We start from the raw sequence: 16,431 nt of genomic DNA on the forward strand, positions 1-16,431 counted from the left end.
CATAACGGACGCATCGTGATGGCTTCCTGGCTCGACTACACGCTCAACGGCCTCATCGTCGGCAACATCTACGCGCTGCTCGCGGTCGGGCTCGCGCTGATCTTCGGCGTGTCGCACCTGATCAACTTCGCGCACGGCTCGGTCTACATGGTCGGCGCGTTCATCGGCTGGCTGTGCCTGACGCGCTTCGGGCTGCCGCTGCCGGTCGCGCTTGCCGCGGTCGTCATCGGTTGCGGCGCGCTCGGCGTCGCGATCGAACGGATCGGGCTGCGGCCGCTGCGCCACGCGGCACGCATCGCACCGCTGCTCGCGACGATCGGCATCAGCTTCATCCTCGACCAGCTCGCGCAGCTCGCATTCGGCGCGGACCCGCGCGCGGTGCCGACGCCGCTGCCCGACTGGCATCTGCGAATTGCCGGCGCAACGCTCGGCTCGCTCGACCTGCTGATCGCGGGCATCGGCATCGCGGCGGCCGCGCTGCTGTACGGCTTCCTGCGATTCACGCGGCTCGGCTGGGCCGTGCGCGCGACCGCGCAGGATCGCGACGCGGCGCTGCAGATGGGTGTCGACGTCGATCGCGTGAACCAGACCGTGTTCGCGATCGCATGCGCGCTCGGCGGCGTGAGCGGGCTGCTGGTCGGCATGTACTACAACAGCATCGATCCGGCGATGGGCTTCCAGGCAACGCTGAAGGGCGTGGTCGCGCTGCTGATCGGCGGGCTCGGCAACGTGCCGGGCGCGATTGCCGGGAGCCTGCTGCTCGGCCTCGTCGAAAGCTATGGCGTCGCGCTGTTCGGCACCAGCTATCGCGACCTGTTCGCGTTCGGATTGCTGATCGTGTTCCTCGTGTGGCGGCCGAACGGCTTGTTCAGTGCGAACCGCGCATTGCCGCCCGAGCCGATGACGGGGACCTTCCTCGCGGCCGCGAAGGCCGTGCGCGCGCCGCGCCCCGTACTTGTCGTACTGATCGTGGCGGCCGCCGTACTGCCGTGGCTCGGTGCATCGTCGTACGTGCTGCAGACGCTGACCAACGCGTGGCTGTACGGGCTGCTCGCGCTGAGCCTCACGCTCGTCGCGGGCACGGTCGGGCAGATCTCGCTCGGCCACGCGGCGCTGCTCGTGATCGGTGCGTATGCGTCGGCGCTGCTGTCGTCGGATCTCGGCTGGTCGGCGGCCGTGACGATCCCGTGCGCGGGCGTCATCACCGCCGTGCTCGGCACGTTGCTCGTCTATCCGGCGTTCCGGCTGCGCGGGCATTACGTGTCGATCGCGACGCTCGGCATCGGCGAAGTGGTGAGCCTCGTGATCCTGAACTGGGACGGCCTCACGCGTGGCCCGCTCGGCATCACCGGCATCGCGCCGCTGCCGTGGGCGGCGACCGCGCGTGCCGCGTACTGGTTCACGTTCGCGGTGCTCATCGTGTTCGCGCTCGTGCAGGTGCGGCTGCTGCGTTCGCATCTCGGCCGCACGCTGCGCGCGGTGCGCGAGGATGATGTCGCCGCCCGTGCGCACGGCATTGCGCCGAACCGCTACAAGGCGATCGCGTTCGCGGTCGGCGGCGTCGCGGCCGGCGTGAGCGGCGGGATCGCCGCGCACCTGTACAGCTACATCAATCACCAGACCTTCGATTCGCAGGTGTCGATCCTCGCGCTGACGATGGTGATCCTGGGCGGCCTCGGCAACGTGCTCGGCGGCATCGTCGGCGCGATCGCGCTGATCGGCCTGCCCGAGCTGTTCCGCTGGGCGGCCGACTACCGGATGCTGATCTACGGCCTCGTGCTGCTGCTGCTCGTCCGGTTCCGGCCGCAGGGCCTGCTCGGCACGGTGTGAGGAGATACGCGATGACCACGACCCGACCCCTGCTCGACGTGCAGGGCCTGACGCGCCGCTTCGACGGCGTGACCGCGCTCGACGGCGCGAGCCTGACGCTCGCCGACGGCGAGCTGCTGAGCGTGATCGGCCCGAACGGTGCGGGCAAGTCGACGCTGTTCAACCTGATCGCGGGCGCCGACCGGCCCGACGCCGGCCGCGTGACGTTCGACGGCCGCGACATCACGGGCACCGCGCCCGAACGGCTCGCGGCGCTCGGCATCGCGCGCACGTTCCAGCACGGCCGCGTGTTCGGCAACCTGAGCGTGCTCGACAACGTGCTGATCGGCGCGCATGCGCGGCTGCGTGCGGCGCGGCCGGGCTGGCCCGCGCTCGGCGCGGCCGCCGAAGTGCTGCGCGCGCTGGTGCGGCCCGCGTCGGTGCGGCGCGAGGAAGCCGAACTGCGCGAAGAAGCCCGCGCGATCGTCGCCGGCTTCGGCGAACGGCTGACGCCGCGCATCGATCATCCGGCGCACAGCCTGTCGTATGCGAACCGGCGGCGCGTGGAGATCGGCCGTGCGCTCGCGCTCCATCCGCGCCTGCTGCTGCTCGACGAACCGACGGCCGGGATGAACGAGACGGAAACGGCCGAGATGCTGCAACTGATCCAGTCGCTGAAGGCGCGCGGCCTGACGATCCTGCTGATCGAGCACAAGCTCGAACTCGTGATGCGCGTGTCCGATCGCGTGATGGTGCTCGACAACGGCGTGAAGATCGCCGAAGGCGCGCCGCGCGACGTGCGGCACGACCCGCGCGTGATCGAGGCGTACCTCGGCCGCCGCCATGCGGGCGACGCGCCGGCCGACCGCACTACGCAGGCGGCCGCATGAGCGCACTTTCTTCGGAACCCGATACGACCATGACCGACGCGCTGCTGAAACTCGAACACCTCGACACGTTCTACGGGCCGGTGCAGGTGCACTTCGACGTGAACTTCGAGGTCGGCCGCGGGCAGATCGTCAGCCTGCTCGGCGGCAACGCAAGCGGCAAGTCGACGACGATGAAGCTGATCCTCGGGCTGATGCGCCCACGCCGCGGCGTCGTGCGTTTCGACGGCGACGACGTGACCGCGCTCGCGACGCCGCAGCGCGTGCGGCGCGGGATTGCGGCCGTGCCGGAGGCGCGGCGGCTGTTCGGCGACATGAGCGTGCGCGAGAACCTGCTGATGGGCGCGTACACGCGCGGCGATCGTGCTGCGGTGGCCGACGACTACGAGCGTGTGCTCGACCTGTTTCCGCGTGTGCGCGAACGGCTGACGCAGCGCGCGGGCACGCTGTCGGGCGGCGAGCAGCAGATGCTTGCGATGGCGCGTGCGCTGATGGCGCGGCCGAAGCTGATCTGCATGGACGAGCCGACGATGGGGCTGTCGCCGCTCTACGTCGACAAGGTGCTGGAACTGATCGACGCGATTAACAAGCAGGGCGTGACGGTGTTCATGGTCGAGCAGAACGCGAGCCTCGCGCTGGAGATCGCGCACTATGGGTACGTGCTGCAGACGGGGCGCGTCGTGCTCGAAGGGCCCGCGAAAACGCTGCTCGACGATGAGCGCGTGCGCGATGCGTATCTCGGTGGGGAGGCGGTGGCGGCGTAGACGGTGTAGGCGGCATAGCGCGTTTCATCGCCCGGCATTCGCCGAGTTCGCACCGCCGATCTTGCGTTGCAGCCTGCGCTCGGGCTCTGTCCGATGCAAGTGAACGGCGTAGGTATCCCAAGGGAGCTCGATATCCTGTGCCGAGAGCGCGGCCGCCTGAATCATCAGTCCGCCCGCTTCGCCGCGATGATAGCCGCCGTGCGTGACGACATGGGTCAGCATCTCTTCGCGCGTCATGTATCCGTTGTCGCCATCGGTAAACACAAAGGGAATCGATTCCGACAGCATGTCGGGTGTGGCGGCCTCCACATAGTCGAGATACCAGCGATCGAGCGTGGCGATTGCCGCGCGCAGCGCTTCCGGCTCCGGCGTGTCAGGCGTGTTGTCGGACACGAAGCCGTGACGCTCGCCGCTCAGGTGCGCGGCGAATATCCGGTTCACCACGAGGCAATGGTTCATCAGCCGCAGCGCGAGATGACGCGCCGGCGCATGCCGTACCGCGTCGAGCCCCGACATCGCTTTCAGCATTTCGTCATTGGCCCATGCCTGGTAGCGCAGCATGCGGGACAGGAGTGCGTTCGCGCTCATGATCGTTTCCTCGTCGGGTTCACCTAATATGTGAGTTTCGCCACCATTATTTTCAGTGGGAGCCCGCATGTCCACTCGCGTTTCCAGTGCAGCCGCCGTGATGCGCAAAGCCCCACGCCAGGCCCGTTCGCGTGCGACGGTGGACGTGATCGTCACGGCCGGGGCTCGCGTTCTGGACAAGCACGGGTGGGCCGGATTCACGACGAACGAGGTCGCGCAGGTCGCCGGTGTGAGCATCGGCTCCGTGTATCAGTATTTCCCGAACAAGCTCGCGTTGGTCGATGCGATCCGGCGTCGCCATTTCGACGACGTGCTTGCCGTGCTGCAGCGCGCGCATGATCGTCGGGCGAGCGCCGGGCGTCGGCTCGAAGGCCTGATCGGCGACCTGATCGCCGCGCATCGCGATTACCCTGCGCTGCACCGGGCGCTGCTCGATCTTCCCGATCCGGGCGGTGCGAAAGAAGCGTATGACGCGTTTCAGAAGGAATATCTGTGCAGGTATGCGCTGATCGTTGCCGCGTGTCGCGGGCGTGCGCCGGTCAAGGCCGATACGTTGACCGCACAGGTGCTGTCGTCCGCGCTCGAAGGCGTCGTGCACAACGCGGCCCGGCGCGGGTTGCTGGGGGATCCGAAACTGAAGCGCGAGCTCGTCAGGCTGGCCGGTGCTTACCTCGAAGATCACCGCGCGGCGACGGCGAATGCGCGTTCATGAGCCGCCCGGAAAAATCGTTACGGATACCGGAATTCACGGTAGATTGACGCTCTCCTGATTTCGAACACCACGGGGTTGCCGCGCCATGTTGACCTATTCCATCCAGAAAGTCGGCTACGACTTCAATCAGCTCGATCAGCAGGGCGCGACCGACTATGCGTCGTTCGTTCATGCGTTCGACGCGTTCCCTTGGGTGGCGCAGCACGTCGAATGGAACGAGACGCAGGACGGCCCGCTACCGGCGCTCGTGCTGCAGCATGCCGACGATCAGCGCGAGCTGTGGGTGACTGCGTTGACGGATGCGCATTCGGACGGCTTCCAGCTGAATGCCGTTGCCATGCGGATGAAGAAGGGGCTGTTCGGGATCGGCAAGGGGAAGCTGGAGCAGCAGGTCGACACGATCGACGTCGACTCGCGCGCGGACGTCGACACGTTGTGTCGTCTTTTCTGCGATCGTCAGTATGACGAGCTGGACCGGCTGGTCGCGCGGCACGCCGAGCGCAATCGCTTCGACGACGACCGCGACGATTGATCGCCTGCCGCGCATGAACCGGCGCAGGTTCGCCTGTTCATGCCTTTTCTGCTTCAGCCCCCGCCGCCCGCGGAAACGTCAACACCACCGCAAACCCGCCCGCCTCGGGAAACGCGAACCCCACGCGCCCGCCGTGCGCCTTCATCACTTCCTGCACGATCGCGAGCCCGAGCCCCGACCCGGTGCGGCGTTCGGTGCCGTCCGGCGCGATCCGCACGAACGGCTGCAGCGCTGCGTCCCAATGCTCGCGCGGGATCCCGCGCCCGTTGTCGGTGACGGTCAGCGTCACCGCATCGTCGCTGTTGCCCGCGGTAGCGACCGACACGACGATATCGTCCGCATGCCCATGCAGCAGCGCGTTGTGCAGCACGTTCGACAATGCCTCCTGCAGACTGATTGCATCGCCGTCGATCCACGCATGCGGCGCATCGCTCGCGAACGCGACGGCCACGTCGCGCTCGTCCGCGAGCGGAATCGTGCGGCCGAGCACGTCCTTCGCGAGCGCGACGAGTTCGACGGGTTGCAGCGGCACGACCTCGGTACGATGAATCACCATCGCATGATTGAGCAACTGCCCGGTGAGCCGCCCGACATCCGCGCTGGTCGCACGCAACGCATCGAGCCGCGCCGCATGACGCGCGGGATCGGCCTCGCCATCGAGCAGTTCGATCTGCGCGTCGAGCCGCGCGAGCGGCGTGCGCATCTGGTGCGCGGCGTCGGCGATGAAGCGCTGCATCGCGTTGATCCGCTCGGCGAGGCGGTGCATCAATCCGTTGATCGATCCGATGATCGCGTCGATCTCGCTCGGCGTATCGACGGCCACCGGCCGCAAGTCGGCCGGGTCGCGCGCGGCGATGATCGTGCCGATCTGCGCGAGCGGGCGCAGCCCGCGCCGGATCGCGAGGCCGCTCGCACCGATCGCGAGCACGCTCATCAGCAGGATCAGCGTCCACACCTTGATGCTCATGTCGTTGGTCAACTGCTGCCGCGCGTTGGTGGTTTGCGCAACCGTCACGAGCGCCCAGCCCGGCGTGCTTTCCTCGGGCATGTAGCGCGCGATGGTCGCGGTGCGAATCTGGTGCCCCTGATAGACGGCGTTGGCGAACGCGGGGCCCTGCTTCGCGGCGGCGAGCGTCGCGGAGCTCGCGAGATCGTTGTAGCCGGCCACCACGACGCCGCGCGAATCGACGACCTTGTAGTAGACGAGGTCGTAGCGGGACAGTGTCGACAGCGCGGCAACCGGCGGATTCAGCGCGAGCACACCGCCTTGCACGTACAGGTTCTCCGCGACCTGGATCGATGCGCCCGCAAGCAATTGGTCGTATGCGCGTTCGGCCGCGACGCCCGCGTAGTAGCGCGCGATCACCGCGAGGGCGAGCGCGCCGGTCGCGACGACGAGCGCGATGAACAGCAGCGTGCGCCCGAACAGCGTCTTGGGGAACCAGTCAATGCGCGGCAATCTGATACCCCATCCCGCGCGCGGTGCGGATCTCGACCGAGCTGCCTTGCAGCTTCCTGCGCACGCGCGTCACGTATTGCTCGACCGCGTTCGCGCTCGGCTCGTTGCCGAAGCTGAACAGCTGGTTCAGCAGTTCGTCCTTCGAGAAGATCCGCTGCGGACGGCTCGCGAGAATCTCGAGCAACGCGAACTCCTGGCGCGACAGCGACAGCGGCTGACCGTCGAGTTCCGCGAGGCGGCTGCTGCGGTCGATCACGAGGCCGCCGAGCGTCAGCACGTCGTTCGCGTGACCGCTGTTGCGGCGCAGCAGCGCCTGCACGCGCGCTTCGAGCTCGCGGTAGTCGAACGGCTTCACGAGATAGTCGTCGGCGCCGAAGCCGAGGCCGCTCACGCGATCGTCGATCGCCGAGCGCGCGGTGACGAGCAGCACCGGCGTCGTGCTGCCCGACGCGCGCAGGTTGCGCAGCACCGTGAAGCCGTCGAGTCCGGGCAGGTTCGCATCGAGCACGACGAGGTCGAAGCGCTCGACGCGCAGCAGGCTGTTCGCGGTCGAGCCGTCGGTTTCGAGATCGACGGCATGGCCGAGCCGCGTGAGGCGGCTGCGGATCGCCGCGCCGATTTCGGCATCGTCCTCCACGACGAGAATGCGCATGGTGCCGTTTGCAGGTAGAGGTTAGGGGTTTTCCCGGGGCCGGGATGTCAGCATTTTCTCAGACTCGCTCGATAACCTGTGTACAGCCGGAACAAGCGATGACGGCATTAATACCAGAGGAGACGGCAACATGCAGCATGTCACGGGCACGACGAAGGCGCGGCGCAATGCTCGGCGAGGTGTGACGCCGGCTGCCGCGTGGCCGCTTGTCGTGCGCCGCACGCAGGCGTGCGCATGACGACGTCGCCACGCCGCCGCGCGTTGCTCGCCGCTGGCCTCGGCGCGTTCGCCGCGCCGTCGCTGGTGCGCTCGAAGCCGCGCACGGTGCGGATCTCGAAAGGCTATGGCGTGCTGTACCTGCCGCTGCTCGTGATGGAGAAGCAGCGCCTGTTCGAGCGGCACGCGGCGCGCCGTGGCCTGCGCGACCTCGCGCTCGACTGGGTGCTGCTCGACGGCGGCAATTCCGTCAACGACGCGATGATGGCCGGCACGCTCGACTTCGCGGGCGCCGGCGCGCCGGGCTTCATCGAGCTGTGGGCGCGGGCGCGCGGGATTCCGAATGTCGAGGTGATCGGCATCAGCGGCTTGTCGACGACGTCGCTGTCGCTCAATGCGAACCGTCCGGGCCTCGCGTCGCTGCGCGACTTCACGCCGTCCGACCGGATCGCGGTGCCGGGCATTCGCACATCGCTGTCGGCGGTCGTGCTGCAGATGGTCGCGAGCCGGCAGCTCGGTGCGAAGCATTTCGCGCAACTCGATTCGATCACCGTGAACCTGCCGCATCCGCAGGCGATGCAGGCGCTGATCCGCCGCGAGAACGGCGTGACGGCGCACTTCACGTCGCCGCCGTTCTCGACGCTCGAATTGCGGCAGCCGGGCATTCATCGCGTCGTGAATTCGGTCGACGTGCTCGGCCCGATGACGCTCGACGTCGTGTTCGCGCCGAAGCGGCTCGTCGATGCGGAGCCTGCGCTGGCCGCGGCGTTTCTCGGCGCGCTCGACGAAGCGAACCGCCTGATCGTGCAGGATCCGCGCGCGGCGGCCGCGCTGTATGCGGCGTCGTCGGGTGTCGGCGTGTCGCACGACGACGTGATACGGATGCTCGCCGCGCCGGACACGCGGTTCTCGGTGTGGCCGAACCAGCTGATGGACTACGTCGAGTTCCTGTACCTCGCCGGCACGATCAAGGCAAAACCGCGCGCGTGGCACGAGATGTTCGCGCCGATGCTCGACGACTACCAGCCACGCTGAGCGCCGCCGGCCCACGATTTCATCGACCTGCACCGCGCCCGCGCGTTCGTCGCGCGGCGCCGATTCAACCGACAAGCAACCGATTCATGGAGGAGCCCTTAATGAATGCCACCGAAACCCTGGACCCCGCGTCCGCCGACGAGCAGCGCGTCATGTCGAAGATCGCGCGGCGCCTGCTGCCCATCCTCGTCGTGATGTTCCTGATCGCGTTCATCGACCGGCAGAACGTCGGCTTCGCGAAGCTGCAGATGGTGCACAGCCTCGGGATGACGGAAGCCGCGTTCGGGCTCGCGTCGTCGCTGTTCTTCATCGGCTACCTGCTGTTCGAGGTGCCGAGCACGCTCGCGCTGCATCGCTACGGCGCCCGCGTGTGGCTCGCGCGGATCATGCTGACGTGGGGCCTCATCACCGTGCTGATGGGCTTCACGACGTCGATGCCGGCGTTCTGCTCGCTGCGCTTCCTGCTCGGCATCGCCGAGGCCGGCTTCTATCCGGGCGTGATCTACTACCTGACGCTGTGGTTTCCGCAGAGCTACCGCGCGAAGGTGCTCGGCATCTTCACGCTCGGCAGCGCGCTCGCGAACATGCTTGGGTCGCTCGTCGGCGGCGTGCTGCTGAGCCTGAACGGCGTGTGGGGCCTCGCGGGCTGGCAGTGGGTGTTCGTGGCGACGGGCATCCCGGCCGTGATCGTCGCAATCGTGGTGTTCCGCGTGTTGCCGGCCTCGTTCCGCGAGGCGTCGTTCCTCGACGAACGCGAGAAGCAGATCGTCGCGGCCGCGCTCGAGCGCGAGAAGCCGGCGCAGGCCGAGCACGGCCAGCCGTGGAAGGCGCTGCTCGATCCGCGCGTGATGCTGTTCGCGGCGACTTACATGCTGATGTCGACGTCGCTGTACGGCGTCACGTACTGGTTGCCGACGCTCGTGAAATCGTTCGGCGTGTCGAGCAGCATGAACGGCTTCCTGAGCATGCTGCCGTGGGCGCTCGCGGTGGTGCTGCTGGTGTGGCTGCCGTCGAAGCTGCGCCGCGCGAAGAGCATCCTGCGCACGATCGCGATCGTCGCGGCGCTCGGCGCGCTCGGCTTTCTGCTGAGCCTCGTGCTGCCGTCGACGCCGCTGCGCTTCGTCGCGCTCGTGCTCGGCGGCGCGTGCATTCCGCTGCTGTATCCGTGTTTCTGGTCGATGCCGCCGCGCTACTTCACCGGCGCGCGCGCGGCGGCGAGTGTCGCGGCGATCAACTCGATCGGCAACCTCGGCGGCTTCTTCAGCCAGAACCTGATGCCGTTCGCGGGCAAGGTGACGGGCACCGCATTCGGGCCGATGATCGTGCCGATTGTGTGTCTCGCGCTGCTCGGAATCGGCGCGCTGGTCGCGTGGACGCGCTCGGAGCGGGGGATGGTGGCGGTGCGGGCGTGATGTGCTACCGTGCATGCGGTTTGAATGCACGGAGATAGCAATGAAGACTGCGGCGATGTGCGCGCTTCGAGTCGATCAGACATTACTCGAGGAAGCGCAAACCGTGTTGGCGGAAAACGAGACGCTGTCTGCGTTCGTCGAATCGACGCTGCGCGCCGCGATTGCACGCCGGCGCTCGCAGCGCGAGTTTGTCGCGCGCGGCGTATTGTCGGCGGAGGAGGCGCGGCGCACCGGTGAATACGTCGACGCCGCAGAAGTCCAGGTCGAACTTGGGACGATGCTGAAAGCCGCGCGTGCAGCGAAGATAACGGGTTAGACGATTGGCGGCGATCGACGCACACGGTCGAACCCGTCACGATCATTGCCGGTCGGCATCAGCGCGACGCCCCCCGTCCATCATGCGCGATCGCCACATGCGCGGACGCCACCGGAATATCCACTTCCACCGTCGTCCCAACGCCCAGCGTCGTATCGATCCGCAGCGTGCCGCCGACCAGATACGCGCGCTCGCGCAGGCCGACCAGCCCGAACGATCCCGATTTGCGCCGCGCACCGGGATCGAAGCCTGCACCGTCGTCGCGAATCGTCAGCGCGATCGTTTCGTCCCGGTACACGAGTTCCACGGTCGCGCTCGACGCGGCCGCGTGCCGCGCGACGTTCGCGAGCGCTTCCTGCGCGATGCGGAACACGGCCGTCGCATACGGTTCGTCGAGCTGCAGCTCGCCCGGCTCGACGCGCAGTGTGCACGCCATGCCGTGACGGTGCCGGAAATCCTCTACGAGCCATTGCATCGCGGCCGCGAACCCGAGGTCGTCGAGCATCAGCGGGCGCAGGTCCGACGCAATGCGCCGCGTGGCCGTCACCGCGCCGCGCGCGAGCGCATGCATCGCCGCGATCTTGCGCGCCAGCGGCGCATCGTCCTGCGGCACGTGGTCGAGCAGCCATTCGAGATCGTTCTTCAGCGTCGCGAGCGTCTGCGCGAGTTCGTCGTGCAGTTCGCGCGCGATGCGGCGCTGCTCGGCCTCGCGTGCGCTCGCGCTGATCGCCGCGATCTCGCGCAGCTCCTCGCGTGACGCCTGCAGCGCCCGCTCCGCACGCACGCGTTCCTCGACTTCGCGCCGCAAGTCGCGGTTCGATGCGCTCAACTGCGCGGTGCGGGCCGCGACGCGCTGCTCGAGCCGTTCGTTCGCGTCGTTGAGCTGCGCGCTCTTCTGCACGACGAGCAGGTGCTGATAGCGCGCGCCGGCGAGCGCACGCACCGTCTGCGCATGCAGCCGGCCGTTCTCGAACAGCAGCGCGAACAGCACGACGCCCGACGCGACGAGGCCGTAGGTGCGGCCCGCATAGAAGCCCAGATCGAAGCGCCCGTGGTTCAGCATCGACGACAACGCAATGTCGAACAGCCACGCGACGAGCACGATCATCACCCACAGGTCGAGCACGGAATGGCGCCGACGCTGCCGCCACATCAGCACGAGCGCGGCCAGGTTCAACGCCCAGACGATCGTGATCGCGGTCGTCATCGTCGCGGCCATCCGGTTGCCCTGCATGATGCGCGGCAGCAGGTCATGGCCGGCGGTAGCGAGCAGCGCGAGCGCGCCGGTCGCGGCGGCCGTCAGGACGATGCAGAGCAGCACCGGAAGCGTCGCGCGGCGCCGCTCGAGCGACGGCGGGCGGGCGCGCGGCGTCGCGCGCAGCAGCACGTACGCGGCGACCGCCAGCGGAAAGCCGCCGTGCCAGAACAGATAAAGCCACGCGGTGGTCTGCTCGCGCGCGCCGAGCAGGCCGGTCGGCGTGAACAGCCCCGGAAAGGTCAGCATGTGCGTGCCGGCCATGAAGCCCGTGAACAGGTAGCCGGCCGCGAGCGCGAGCAGCGATTTCTCGCGCAGGATCGCGAACTGGCCGAGCAGCAGGCCGGCCGTCACCATGTCGTTGATGACGCTCGCCGACTGGTACACGGGAATGAAGCCCCACACGCGAGCCAGCGGCACGCCCGCGAACGGCGCGAGCGCGACGAAGATCACGGCCGACACGATCACCATCGCGATCGCGAGACGCCGCTCCTGCCGGCCCGGCGGCAGCGACGACATGAACAGATGCGACGGATCCGGCGCGTCGTCGTCGTCGGTGGCCGCGGCGCGTAAGCGGAATGCGGGCATCATGCGTCGTCGACGCCGAGGTCGAGATCGTGGCGCACCGCGTAGCGCACCAGCGCGGCTTCGTGCGGCAGCTCCATCTTCTCGAGGATGCGCGTCTTGTAGGTGCTGACCGTCTTCGTGCTCAGCGTGAGTTCCGACGCGATCCGCGTGACCGTCTGGCCCGCGACGATGCGGCGCATCACGTCGAGTTCGCGCGCGGACAACCGTTCGTGCGGCAGCATTTCGACGGGCGCGCGCAGCGTGCGCGCGAGGCTTTCGGCCGCCTGCGGGCTCACGTAGACGCCGCCCGCCGCGACCTTCGTGACGGCCTGGACGAGCTCGGCGGTCGCGCTGTCCTTCGTGAGGTAGCCGGTCGCGCCGGCCTTGAACGCGCGCGCGGCGTACTGCGCCTCCGCATGCATCGTCAGCACCAGCATGCGCAGCGCCGGCGCGCGCGTCTTGACGAGCCGGATCAGCTCGATGCCGGTCGGCCCGGGCATCGACAGGTCGAGCAGCAGCACGTCGGCGTCGCCACGCTCGGCCAGCGCGAGTGCGGCCGTGCCGTCGCTCGCCTCGCCGACGATCTCGAAACCGCCGGCCGTTTCCAGGATGTGACGCAGTCCGTCCCGCATGACTGCGTGATCGTCAGCCAGAATTATCCTGATCACTAGCGTTCCTCTTCGGGATGCCGCCGCGGGCCGTTCCGCCGGTTGCCGCCGCGGCCGTTCTTCTGACCAATATATTCCGCCGAAGCCGGAAAAGGTGCACCTTCGGGAAATTTTTGAGACATTGAAGTGTGGAGTGTGTCTCGAAACGAAATAATCAGCGAGAAATGGTACAGGCGATAGGGCCAGATGGGGCGGGTATTCCCGAGGCGTCGCCGCCGCGCGGCGAGCCGTGTGTGTCGCGGACCGCCCTGATTCAGAGATAAACTGGTGCCTGATTGCCCTGTCGCGACCCGAGGAGCCTCCACGATGATCGATCTCGCCGACATCCTGCCGTCCGCGCTGCCCGACGCCGTCGCGTGGGCCGACGCGCAGGCGGCGCACGGGCTCGCGCTGGGCGTGCCGCTCACGCCCGCGCAGGCCGACGACGCGCGTACCGTAGGCGTCGCGCAACCGGAGCGGATCCGCATCGTGGTCGGCGACGAGCTGCCGTTTCCCGACACGCCGGCGCTGGCCGCGATCGCGCGCGACACCGGGCTGCTGCGGCCGGGGGCGATCGGCCTCACGCTCGGCCATGCGGTGTTCGTGCTGCGCGGCCACGACACGCGGCGTCTGCTCACGCATGAGTTCCGCCATGTGCATCAGTACGAGGAAGCCGGGTCGATCGGCGCGTTTCTCGCGCGCTACCTGAACGAGATCGCGACCGTCGGCTACCACGATGCGCCGCTCGAGGCCGATGCGCGGCAGCACGAGTTCGACTGATGCCGCCGGCCCGCACGAACATACACACCCGCCGATGAACCTTCCCCACGCCATGGCCGGCCCGGTGCGGACACGCCGCGCCGCCACGCCGCGCAACCCGCGATGAGCGACACGATCCACGCATGGCTGGGCGCGATCAGCGCGCATCCGCTACTCGTGCTGGCGATCGTGTTCGTCACCGCCTGCGCAGAGGCGATCGCGCTGATCGGCACGGTCGTGCCGGCCGGCGCCGTGATGTTCGCGGCCGGCACGCTGATCGGTGCGGGCGCGCTCGACGGCTGGACGACGATCGGCGTCGCGGCCGCCGGCGCAGTCGTCGGCGACGGCATCAGCTATGAGATCGGCCGCCGCTATGGCGGCGCGATTCGCAACGGCTGGGTGCGGCTCGGCTACGCGGACGCCTATGCGCGCGGCGAGCAGTTCGTGCTGCGCCACGGAATGAAGAGCATCGTGCTCGCGCGCTTCCTGGCACCGCTGCGCGCGGTCGTGCCGGTCGTGGTCGGTTGCGCGATGCTGCCGCGCCGGTCGTTCTATCCGGTCAACGCCGTGTCGGCGCTGATCTGGGCACCCGTGCACATCGCGCCGGGCATCGTGTTCGGCGCGTCGGCGGCGCTGGCCGCGGCAATCAGCGTGCGGGTCGCCGCGATCCTGCTGGTGGTCGCCGCGCTGGTCGCGCTCGTGTGGTTCGGCGTGCGCCTGGCGCTGCGGCGCGGCTGGCCGTTGCTGTGCCAGGCGACCGGCGCGGCCGTGCATGCATCCGCGCGCCGCTGGCCGCGCTTCGGCGCGTGGCTGCACGACGCGATCGGCAAGGTGCGCCGCCTGCCGGGCGCGGTGCCCGTGTTCGCGCTGCTGTTCCTCGGTTGCGTGTGGCTGTTCGCCGGCATCGTGCAGGACGTCGTCGCGAACGATCCGCTGACGCACGCGGACATCGCGCTGTATGCGTTCCTGCAGAACCTGCGCACGCCGCCCGTGGACGCCACGATGCGCGCGCTCGCGGTGCTGCACGGACACGATACGGGGCTGATCGTCGCGGCCGCGTTTCTCGTCTGGCTGATGATCCATCGCTGCTGGGTGACGTCCGCGTGGTGGCTCGCGACGCTCGGCATCGCGGTCGTGCTCGTGCCGGCGTTCGGCGCCGGCGTGCCCGGCATGTCGCCCGCGAGCCTGCCGCCCGGCGCGCTGCACGTGGCGCTGCCCGACGCCGACGCGGCGTTCGCGATGCTCGCGAGCAGCGGCATCGGCTGGGTGCTGACGCGCGAGCGGCCCGCGTCGTGGCGGATCCCGGTCGTGACGGCGGTCGTGCTGTGGATCGTGCTCGGCGGCTTCGCGCGGCTCTATGTCGGCGATACGTGGCTGTCGGGCCTGCTCGGCGGCTGGTGCCTCGGGCTCGCGTGGTTCGCGGTGCTGGCGGGCGCCCATGCGTACTGGCGGGTGCACGAACACGTGCAGCCGCGCGGCGCGCTCGTCGCGGTGCTCGTCGTGCTCGCCACCGCCGGCGTGTGGACCGTGCCCGCGCAGTGGCAGCTCGATCGCGCGGCGCGTCCGCATGTCGGCGACGTCGTCGCGATGACCGTCGACCAGTGGATGCGCGGCGGGTGGCAGCGCGTGCCGACGCGGCGCACCGAGATCGGCGGCGATCGCGAGGAATATCTGCCGCTGCAATGGTGCGCGACGTCGGACACGCTCGACCGCCATCTGTCGCTGGCCGGCTGGCAGCGCGCGACGCCGTGGTCGCCCGCCACCGCGCTGCACTGGCTGTCGCCGCAGGCGCCGGCCGAGACGCTGCCCGTGCTGCCGCGCTACACGCACGGCGAGAGCACGCGCCGCGTGTTCGTGCGCGTCGACGCGGCCCATCCGGACAGCCGCCTCGTGCTGCGGCTATGGCGTTATCCGTACGTGCTGCAGGATGCGCTCGGCATGCGGCCGCTGTGGTACGGCGCGCTGTATCGCGAGACGCTGCATCGGCCCGCGCGGGTGATGACGGTCGTGCGCACGACGCCGCTCGACGACGCGGCGACGATCGCGCAGGCGCTGAAGGTCGAGCCGACGATCGAGCGGCCGCCGGCGGGGATGAGCGCGGCGCCGCCCGCGATGACGCTCGTGTGGATGGTGCAGCCTTGAAGCGCGCGCAACGCGTCAGGCGTGCGCCGGTTGCGCGGGGACGACGGACAGGCGCAGGCCGACCGTCTTGAGCACCGCGAGCAGGGTTTTCAGCGTCGGGTTGCCGTTGGGCGACAGCGTGCGATACAGCGATTCGCGGCTGATCCCGGCTTCGGCCGCGACCGCGCCGAGCCCGCCGTACGCCTCCGCGACCGTGCGCAGCGCGAGCAGCGCGGCCGCGCGGTTGTCGGGATCGTCGAGCGATTCCATCGCGACGCGCAGATAGGCCACCGCGAGCTCGCGGTCGGCAGCGAGTTCGGCGACTTCCGCGTCGTGGTGCGAGACCGCGCCTTTGAGCTTGTTCACATTTGCCTCCGTTTCCAGTTCAACCAGTGTTCGTGCGCACGCCTGATGTCGTCGGACTGGCTGCGCTTGTCGCCGCCGGACAACAGCAGGATCAGCGCGCTGCCGTACCGGCCGAAGTACACGCGATAGCCGGCACCGACGTGGATGCGCAGTTCGATCACGCCTTCGCCGACAGGCTCGCAATCGCCGAAATTGCCGGTCTCAACGCGGCGCAGGCGCTCGCGAATCCGTGCCTGGATGACTTTGTCGCGGACGGTGTTCAGCCATTCGGTGAAAGGCTCGCGACCGTCGTCGCGCTGATAGCGAAGCAGTTCGAACTTGGAGAGCATTGTAA

The 16,431-nt window shown here is 68.8% G+C and carries 17 protein-coding genes; 10 read left to right on the plus strand and 7 right to left on the minus strand.

From position 1 onward, the window contains the following. The first annotated feature begins 18 nt into the window (after window positions 1–18). Genes BAMB_RS26570 through BAMB_RS26580 form a run of 3 tightly spaced genes read left to right on the plus strand, consistent with a single transcriptional unit; the run spans window position 19 to window position 3,460 of the window. On the plus strand, window positions 19–1,830 hold the full coding sequence (locus BAMB_RS26570) for an ABC transporter permease (RefSeq protein WP_011660237.1): 1,812 nt from the start codon (window positions 19–21) through the stop codon (window positions 1,828–1,830). 11 nt (window positions 1,831–1,841) lie between these two features. Then, entirely contained in the window at window positions 1,842–2,699 is an 858-nt protein-coding gene (locus BAMB_RS26575; RefSeq protein WP_011660238.1) for an ABC transporter ATP-binding protein, read from the plus strand. Beyond that, a complete protein-coding gene (locus BAMB_RS26580) occupies window positions 2,696–3,460 on the plus strand; it encodes an ABC transporter ATP-binding protein (RefSeq protein WP_011660239.1) in 765 nt (254 codons plus the stop codon). The genes BAMB_RS26575 and BAMB_RS26580 overlap by 4 nt, the downstream gene beginning before the upstream one ends. A gap of 24 nt (window positions 3,461–3,484) precedes the next feature. Here the strand turns inward: BAMB_RS26580 and BAMB_RS26585 are convergent, their stop codons facing one another. Further along, complete coding sequence (locus BAMB_RS26585; RefSeq protein WP_227739347.1) at window positions 3,485–4,204, minus strand: DinB family protein; 720 nt, start codon at window positions 4,202–4,204, stop codon at window positions 3,485–3,487. Between BAMB_RS26585 and BAMB_RS26590 the strand changes: the two genes are divergently transcribed. Beyond that, window positions 4,116–4,760: a TetR/AcrR family transcriptional regulator gene (locus BAMB_RS26590; protein ID WP_041491591.1), complete on the plus strand. Its 645-nt coding sequence runs from the start codon at window positions 4,116–4,118 to the stop codon at window positions 4,758–4,760. The two genes, BAMB_RS26585 and BAMB_RS26590, sit on opposite strands and share 89 nt — an antisense overlap. A gap of 85 nt (window positions 4,761–4,845) precedes the next feature. Continuing rightward, complete coding sequence (locus BAMB_RS26595) at window positions 4,846–5,292, plus strand: hypothetical protein (RefSeq protein WP_011660242.1); 447 nt, start codon at window positions 4,846–4,848, stop codon at window positions 5,290–5,292. 37 nt (window positions 5,293–5,329) lie between these two features. Here the strand turns inward: BAMB_RS26595 and BAMB_RS26600 are convergent, their stop codons facing one another. Both BAMB_RS26600 and BAMB_RS26605 read right to left on the minus strand, forming a co-directional pair. Continuing rightward, window positions 5,330–6,751, minus strand: coding sequence for a sensor histidine kinase (locus BAMB_RS26600; RefSeq protein WP_011660243.1), 1,422 nt, complete (start codon window positions 6,749–6,751; stop codon window positions 5,330–5,332). Further along, entirely contained in the window at window positions 6,738–7,403 is a 666-nt protein-coding gene (locus tag BAMB_RS26605; RefSeq protein ID WP_011660244.1) for a response regulator transcription factor, read from the minus strand. The genes BAMB_RS26600 and BAMB_RS26605 overlap by 14 nt, the downstream gene beginning before the upstream one ends. 234 nt (window positions 7,404–7,637) lie before the next feature. Between BAMB_RS26605 and BAMB_RS26610 the strand changes: the two genes are divergently transcribed. The 3 genes from BAMB_RS26610 (at window position 7,638) to BAMB_RS26620 (ending at window position 10,382) form a co-directional block, all read left to right on the plus strand. Then, window positions 7,638–8,654, plus strand: coding sequence for an ABC transporter substrate-binding protein (locus tag BAMB_RS26610; protein ID WP_011660245.1), 1,017 nt, complete (start codon window positions 7,638–7,640; stop codon window positions 8,652–8,654). Between the two features lie 101 nt (window positions 8,655–8,755). After that, entirely contained in the window at window positions 8,756–10,066 is a 1,311-nt protein-coding gene (locus BAMB_RS26615; RefSeq protein ID WP_011660246.1) for an MFS transporter, read from the plus strand. A 40-nt stretch (window positions 10,067–10,106) separates the two neighbouring features. After that, on the plus strand, window positions 10,107–10,382 hold the full coding sequence (locus BAMB_RS26620) for a YlcI/YnfO family protein (RefSeq protein WP_011660247.1): 276 nt from the start codon (window positions 10,107–10,109) through the stop codon (window positions 10,380–10,382). A 58-nt stretch (window positions 10,383–10,440) separates the two neighbouring features. Here the strand turns inward: BAMB_RS26620 and BAMB_RS26625 are convergent, their stop codons facing one another. Both BAMB_RS26625 and BAMB_RS26630 read right to left on the minus strand, forming a co-directional pair. Continuing rightward, window positions 10,441–12,228, minus strand: coding sequence for a sensor histidine kinase (locus tag BAMB_RS26625; RefSeq protein ID WP_011660248.1), 1,788 nt, complete (start codon window positions 12,226–12,228; stop codon window positions 10,441–10,443). Then, the gene (locus tag BAMB_RS26630) at window positions 12,225–12,872 is read right to left on the minus strand and encodes a response regulator (protein ID WP_011660249.1); all 648 of its coding nucleotides are present in this window, start codon (window positions 12,870–12,872) and stop codon (window positions 12,225–12,227) included. Before BAMB_RS26630 ends, BAMB_RS26625 begins: the two co-directional genes overlap by 4 nt. Window positions 12,873–13,178: 306 nt before the next feature. Here BAMB_RS26630 and BAMB_RS26635 point away from each other — a divergent pair, with 306 nt between their 5' ends. Continuing rightward, the gene (locus BAMB_RS26635) at window positions 13,179–13,631 is read left to right on the plus strand and encodes a hypothetical protein (RefSeq protein ID WP_041491592.1); all 453 of its coding nucleotides are present in this window, start codon (window positions 13,179–13,181) and stop codon (window positions 13,629–13,631) included. Window positions 13,632–13,733: 102 nt separating this feature from the next. Beyond that, entirely contained in the window at window positions 13,734–15,752 is a 2,019-nt protein-coding gene (locus BAMB_RS26640; RefSeq protein ID WP_011660251.1) for a VTT domain-containing protein, read from the plus strand. A 15-nt stretch (window positions 15,753–15,767) separates the two neighbouring features. Here the strand turns inward: BAMB_RS26640 and BAMB_RS26645 are convergent, their stop codons facing one another. Further along, the gene (locus BAMB_RS26645) at window positions 15,768–16,097 is read right to left on the minus strand and encodes an addiction module antidote protein (protein WP_011660252.1); all 330 of its coding nucleotides are present in this window, start codon (window positions 16,095–16,097) and stop codon (window positions 15,768–15,770) included. Then, a complete protein-coding gene (locus tag BAMB_RS26650) occupies window positions 16,094–16,426 on the minus strand; it encodes a type II toxin-antitoxin system RelE/ParE family toxin (RefSeq protein ID WP_011660253.1) in 333 nt (110 codons plus the stop codon). Before BAMB_RS26650 ends, BAMB_RS26645 begins: the two co-directional genes overlap by 4 nt. Window positions 16,427–16,431: the final 5 nt, after the last annotated feature.

It is taken from the genome of Burkholderia ambifaria AMMD, from assembly GCF_000203915.1.
Classification (GTDB): Bacteria; Pseudomonadota; Gammaproteobacteria; order Burkholderiales; family Burkholderiaceae; genus Burkholderia; species Burkholderia ambifaria.

Excerpts from the sequence above, each read along its gene's own strand:
- BAMB_RS26635 (WP_041491592.1), top strand. The coding sequence starts at position 13,179 with ATGATCGATCTCGCCGACATCCTGCCGTCCGCGCTGCCCGACGCCGTC.
- BAMB_RS26605 (WP_011660244.1), bottom strand. The coding sequence starts at position 7,403 with ATGCGCATTCTCGTCGTGGAGGACGATGCCGAAATCGGCGCGGCGATC.
- BAMB_RS26625 (WP_011660248.1), bottom strand. The coding sequence starts at position 12,228 with ATGATGCCCGCATTCCGCTTACGCGCCGCGGCCACCGACGACGACGAC.
- BAMB_RS26650 (WP_011660253.1), bottom strand. The coding sequence starts at position 16,426 with ATGCTCTCCAAGTTCGAACTGCTTCGCTATCAGCGCGACGACGGTCGC.
- BAMB_RS26620 (WP_011660247.1), top strand. The coding sequence starts at position 10,107 with ATGAAGACTGCGGCGATGTGCGCGCTTCGAGTCGATCAGACATTACTC.
- BAMB_RS26575 (WP_011660238.1), top strand. The coding sequence starts at position 1,842 with ATGACCACGACCCGACCCCTGCTCGACGTGCAGGGCCTGACGCGCCGC.
- BAMB_RS26590 (WP_041491591.1), top strand. The coding sequence starts at position 4,116 with ATGTCCACTCGCGTTTCCAGTGCAGCCGCCGTGATGCGCAAAGCCCCA.
- BAMB_RS26615 (WP_011660246.1), top strand. The coding sequence starts at position 8,756 with ATGAATGCCACCGAAACCCTGGACCCCGCGTCCGCCGACGAGCAGCGC.
- BAMB_RS26595 (WP_011660242.1), top strand. The coding sequence starts at position 4,846 with ATGTTGACCTATTCCATCCAGAAAGTCGGCTACGACTTCAATCAGCTC.
- BAMB_RS26610 (WP_011660245.1), top strand. The coding sequence starts at position 7,638 with ATGACGACGTCGCCACGCCGCCGCGCGTTGCTCGCCGCTGGCCTCGGC.
- BAMB_RS26640 (WP_011660251.1), top strand. The coding sequence starts at position 13,734 with ATGAGCGACACGATCCACGCATGGCTGGGCGCGATCAGCGCGCATCCG.
- BAMB_RS26570 (WP_011660237.1), top strand. The coding sequence starts at position 19 with ATGGCTTCCTGGCTCGACTACACGCTCAACGGCCTCATCGTCGGCAAC.
- BAMB_RS26580 (WP_011660239.1), top strand. The coding sequence starts at position 2,696 with ATGAGCGCACTTTCTTCGGAACCCGATACGACCATGACCGACGCGCTG.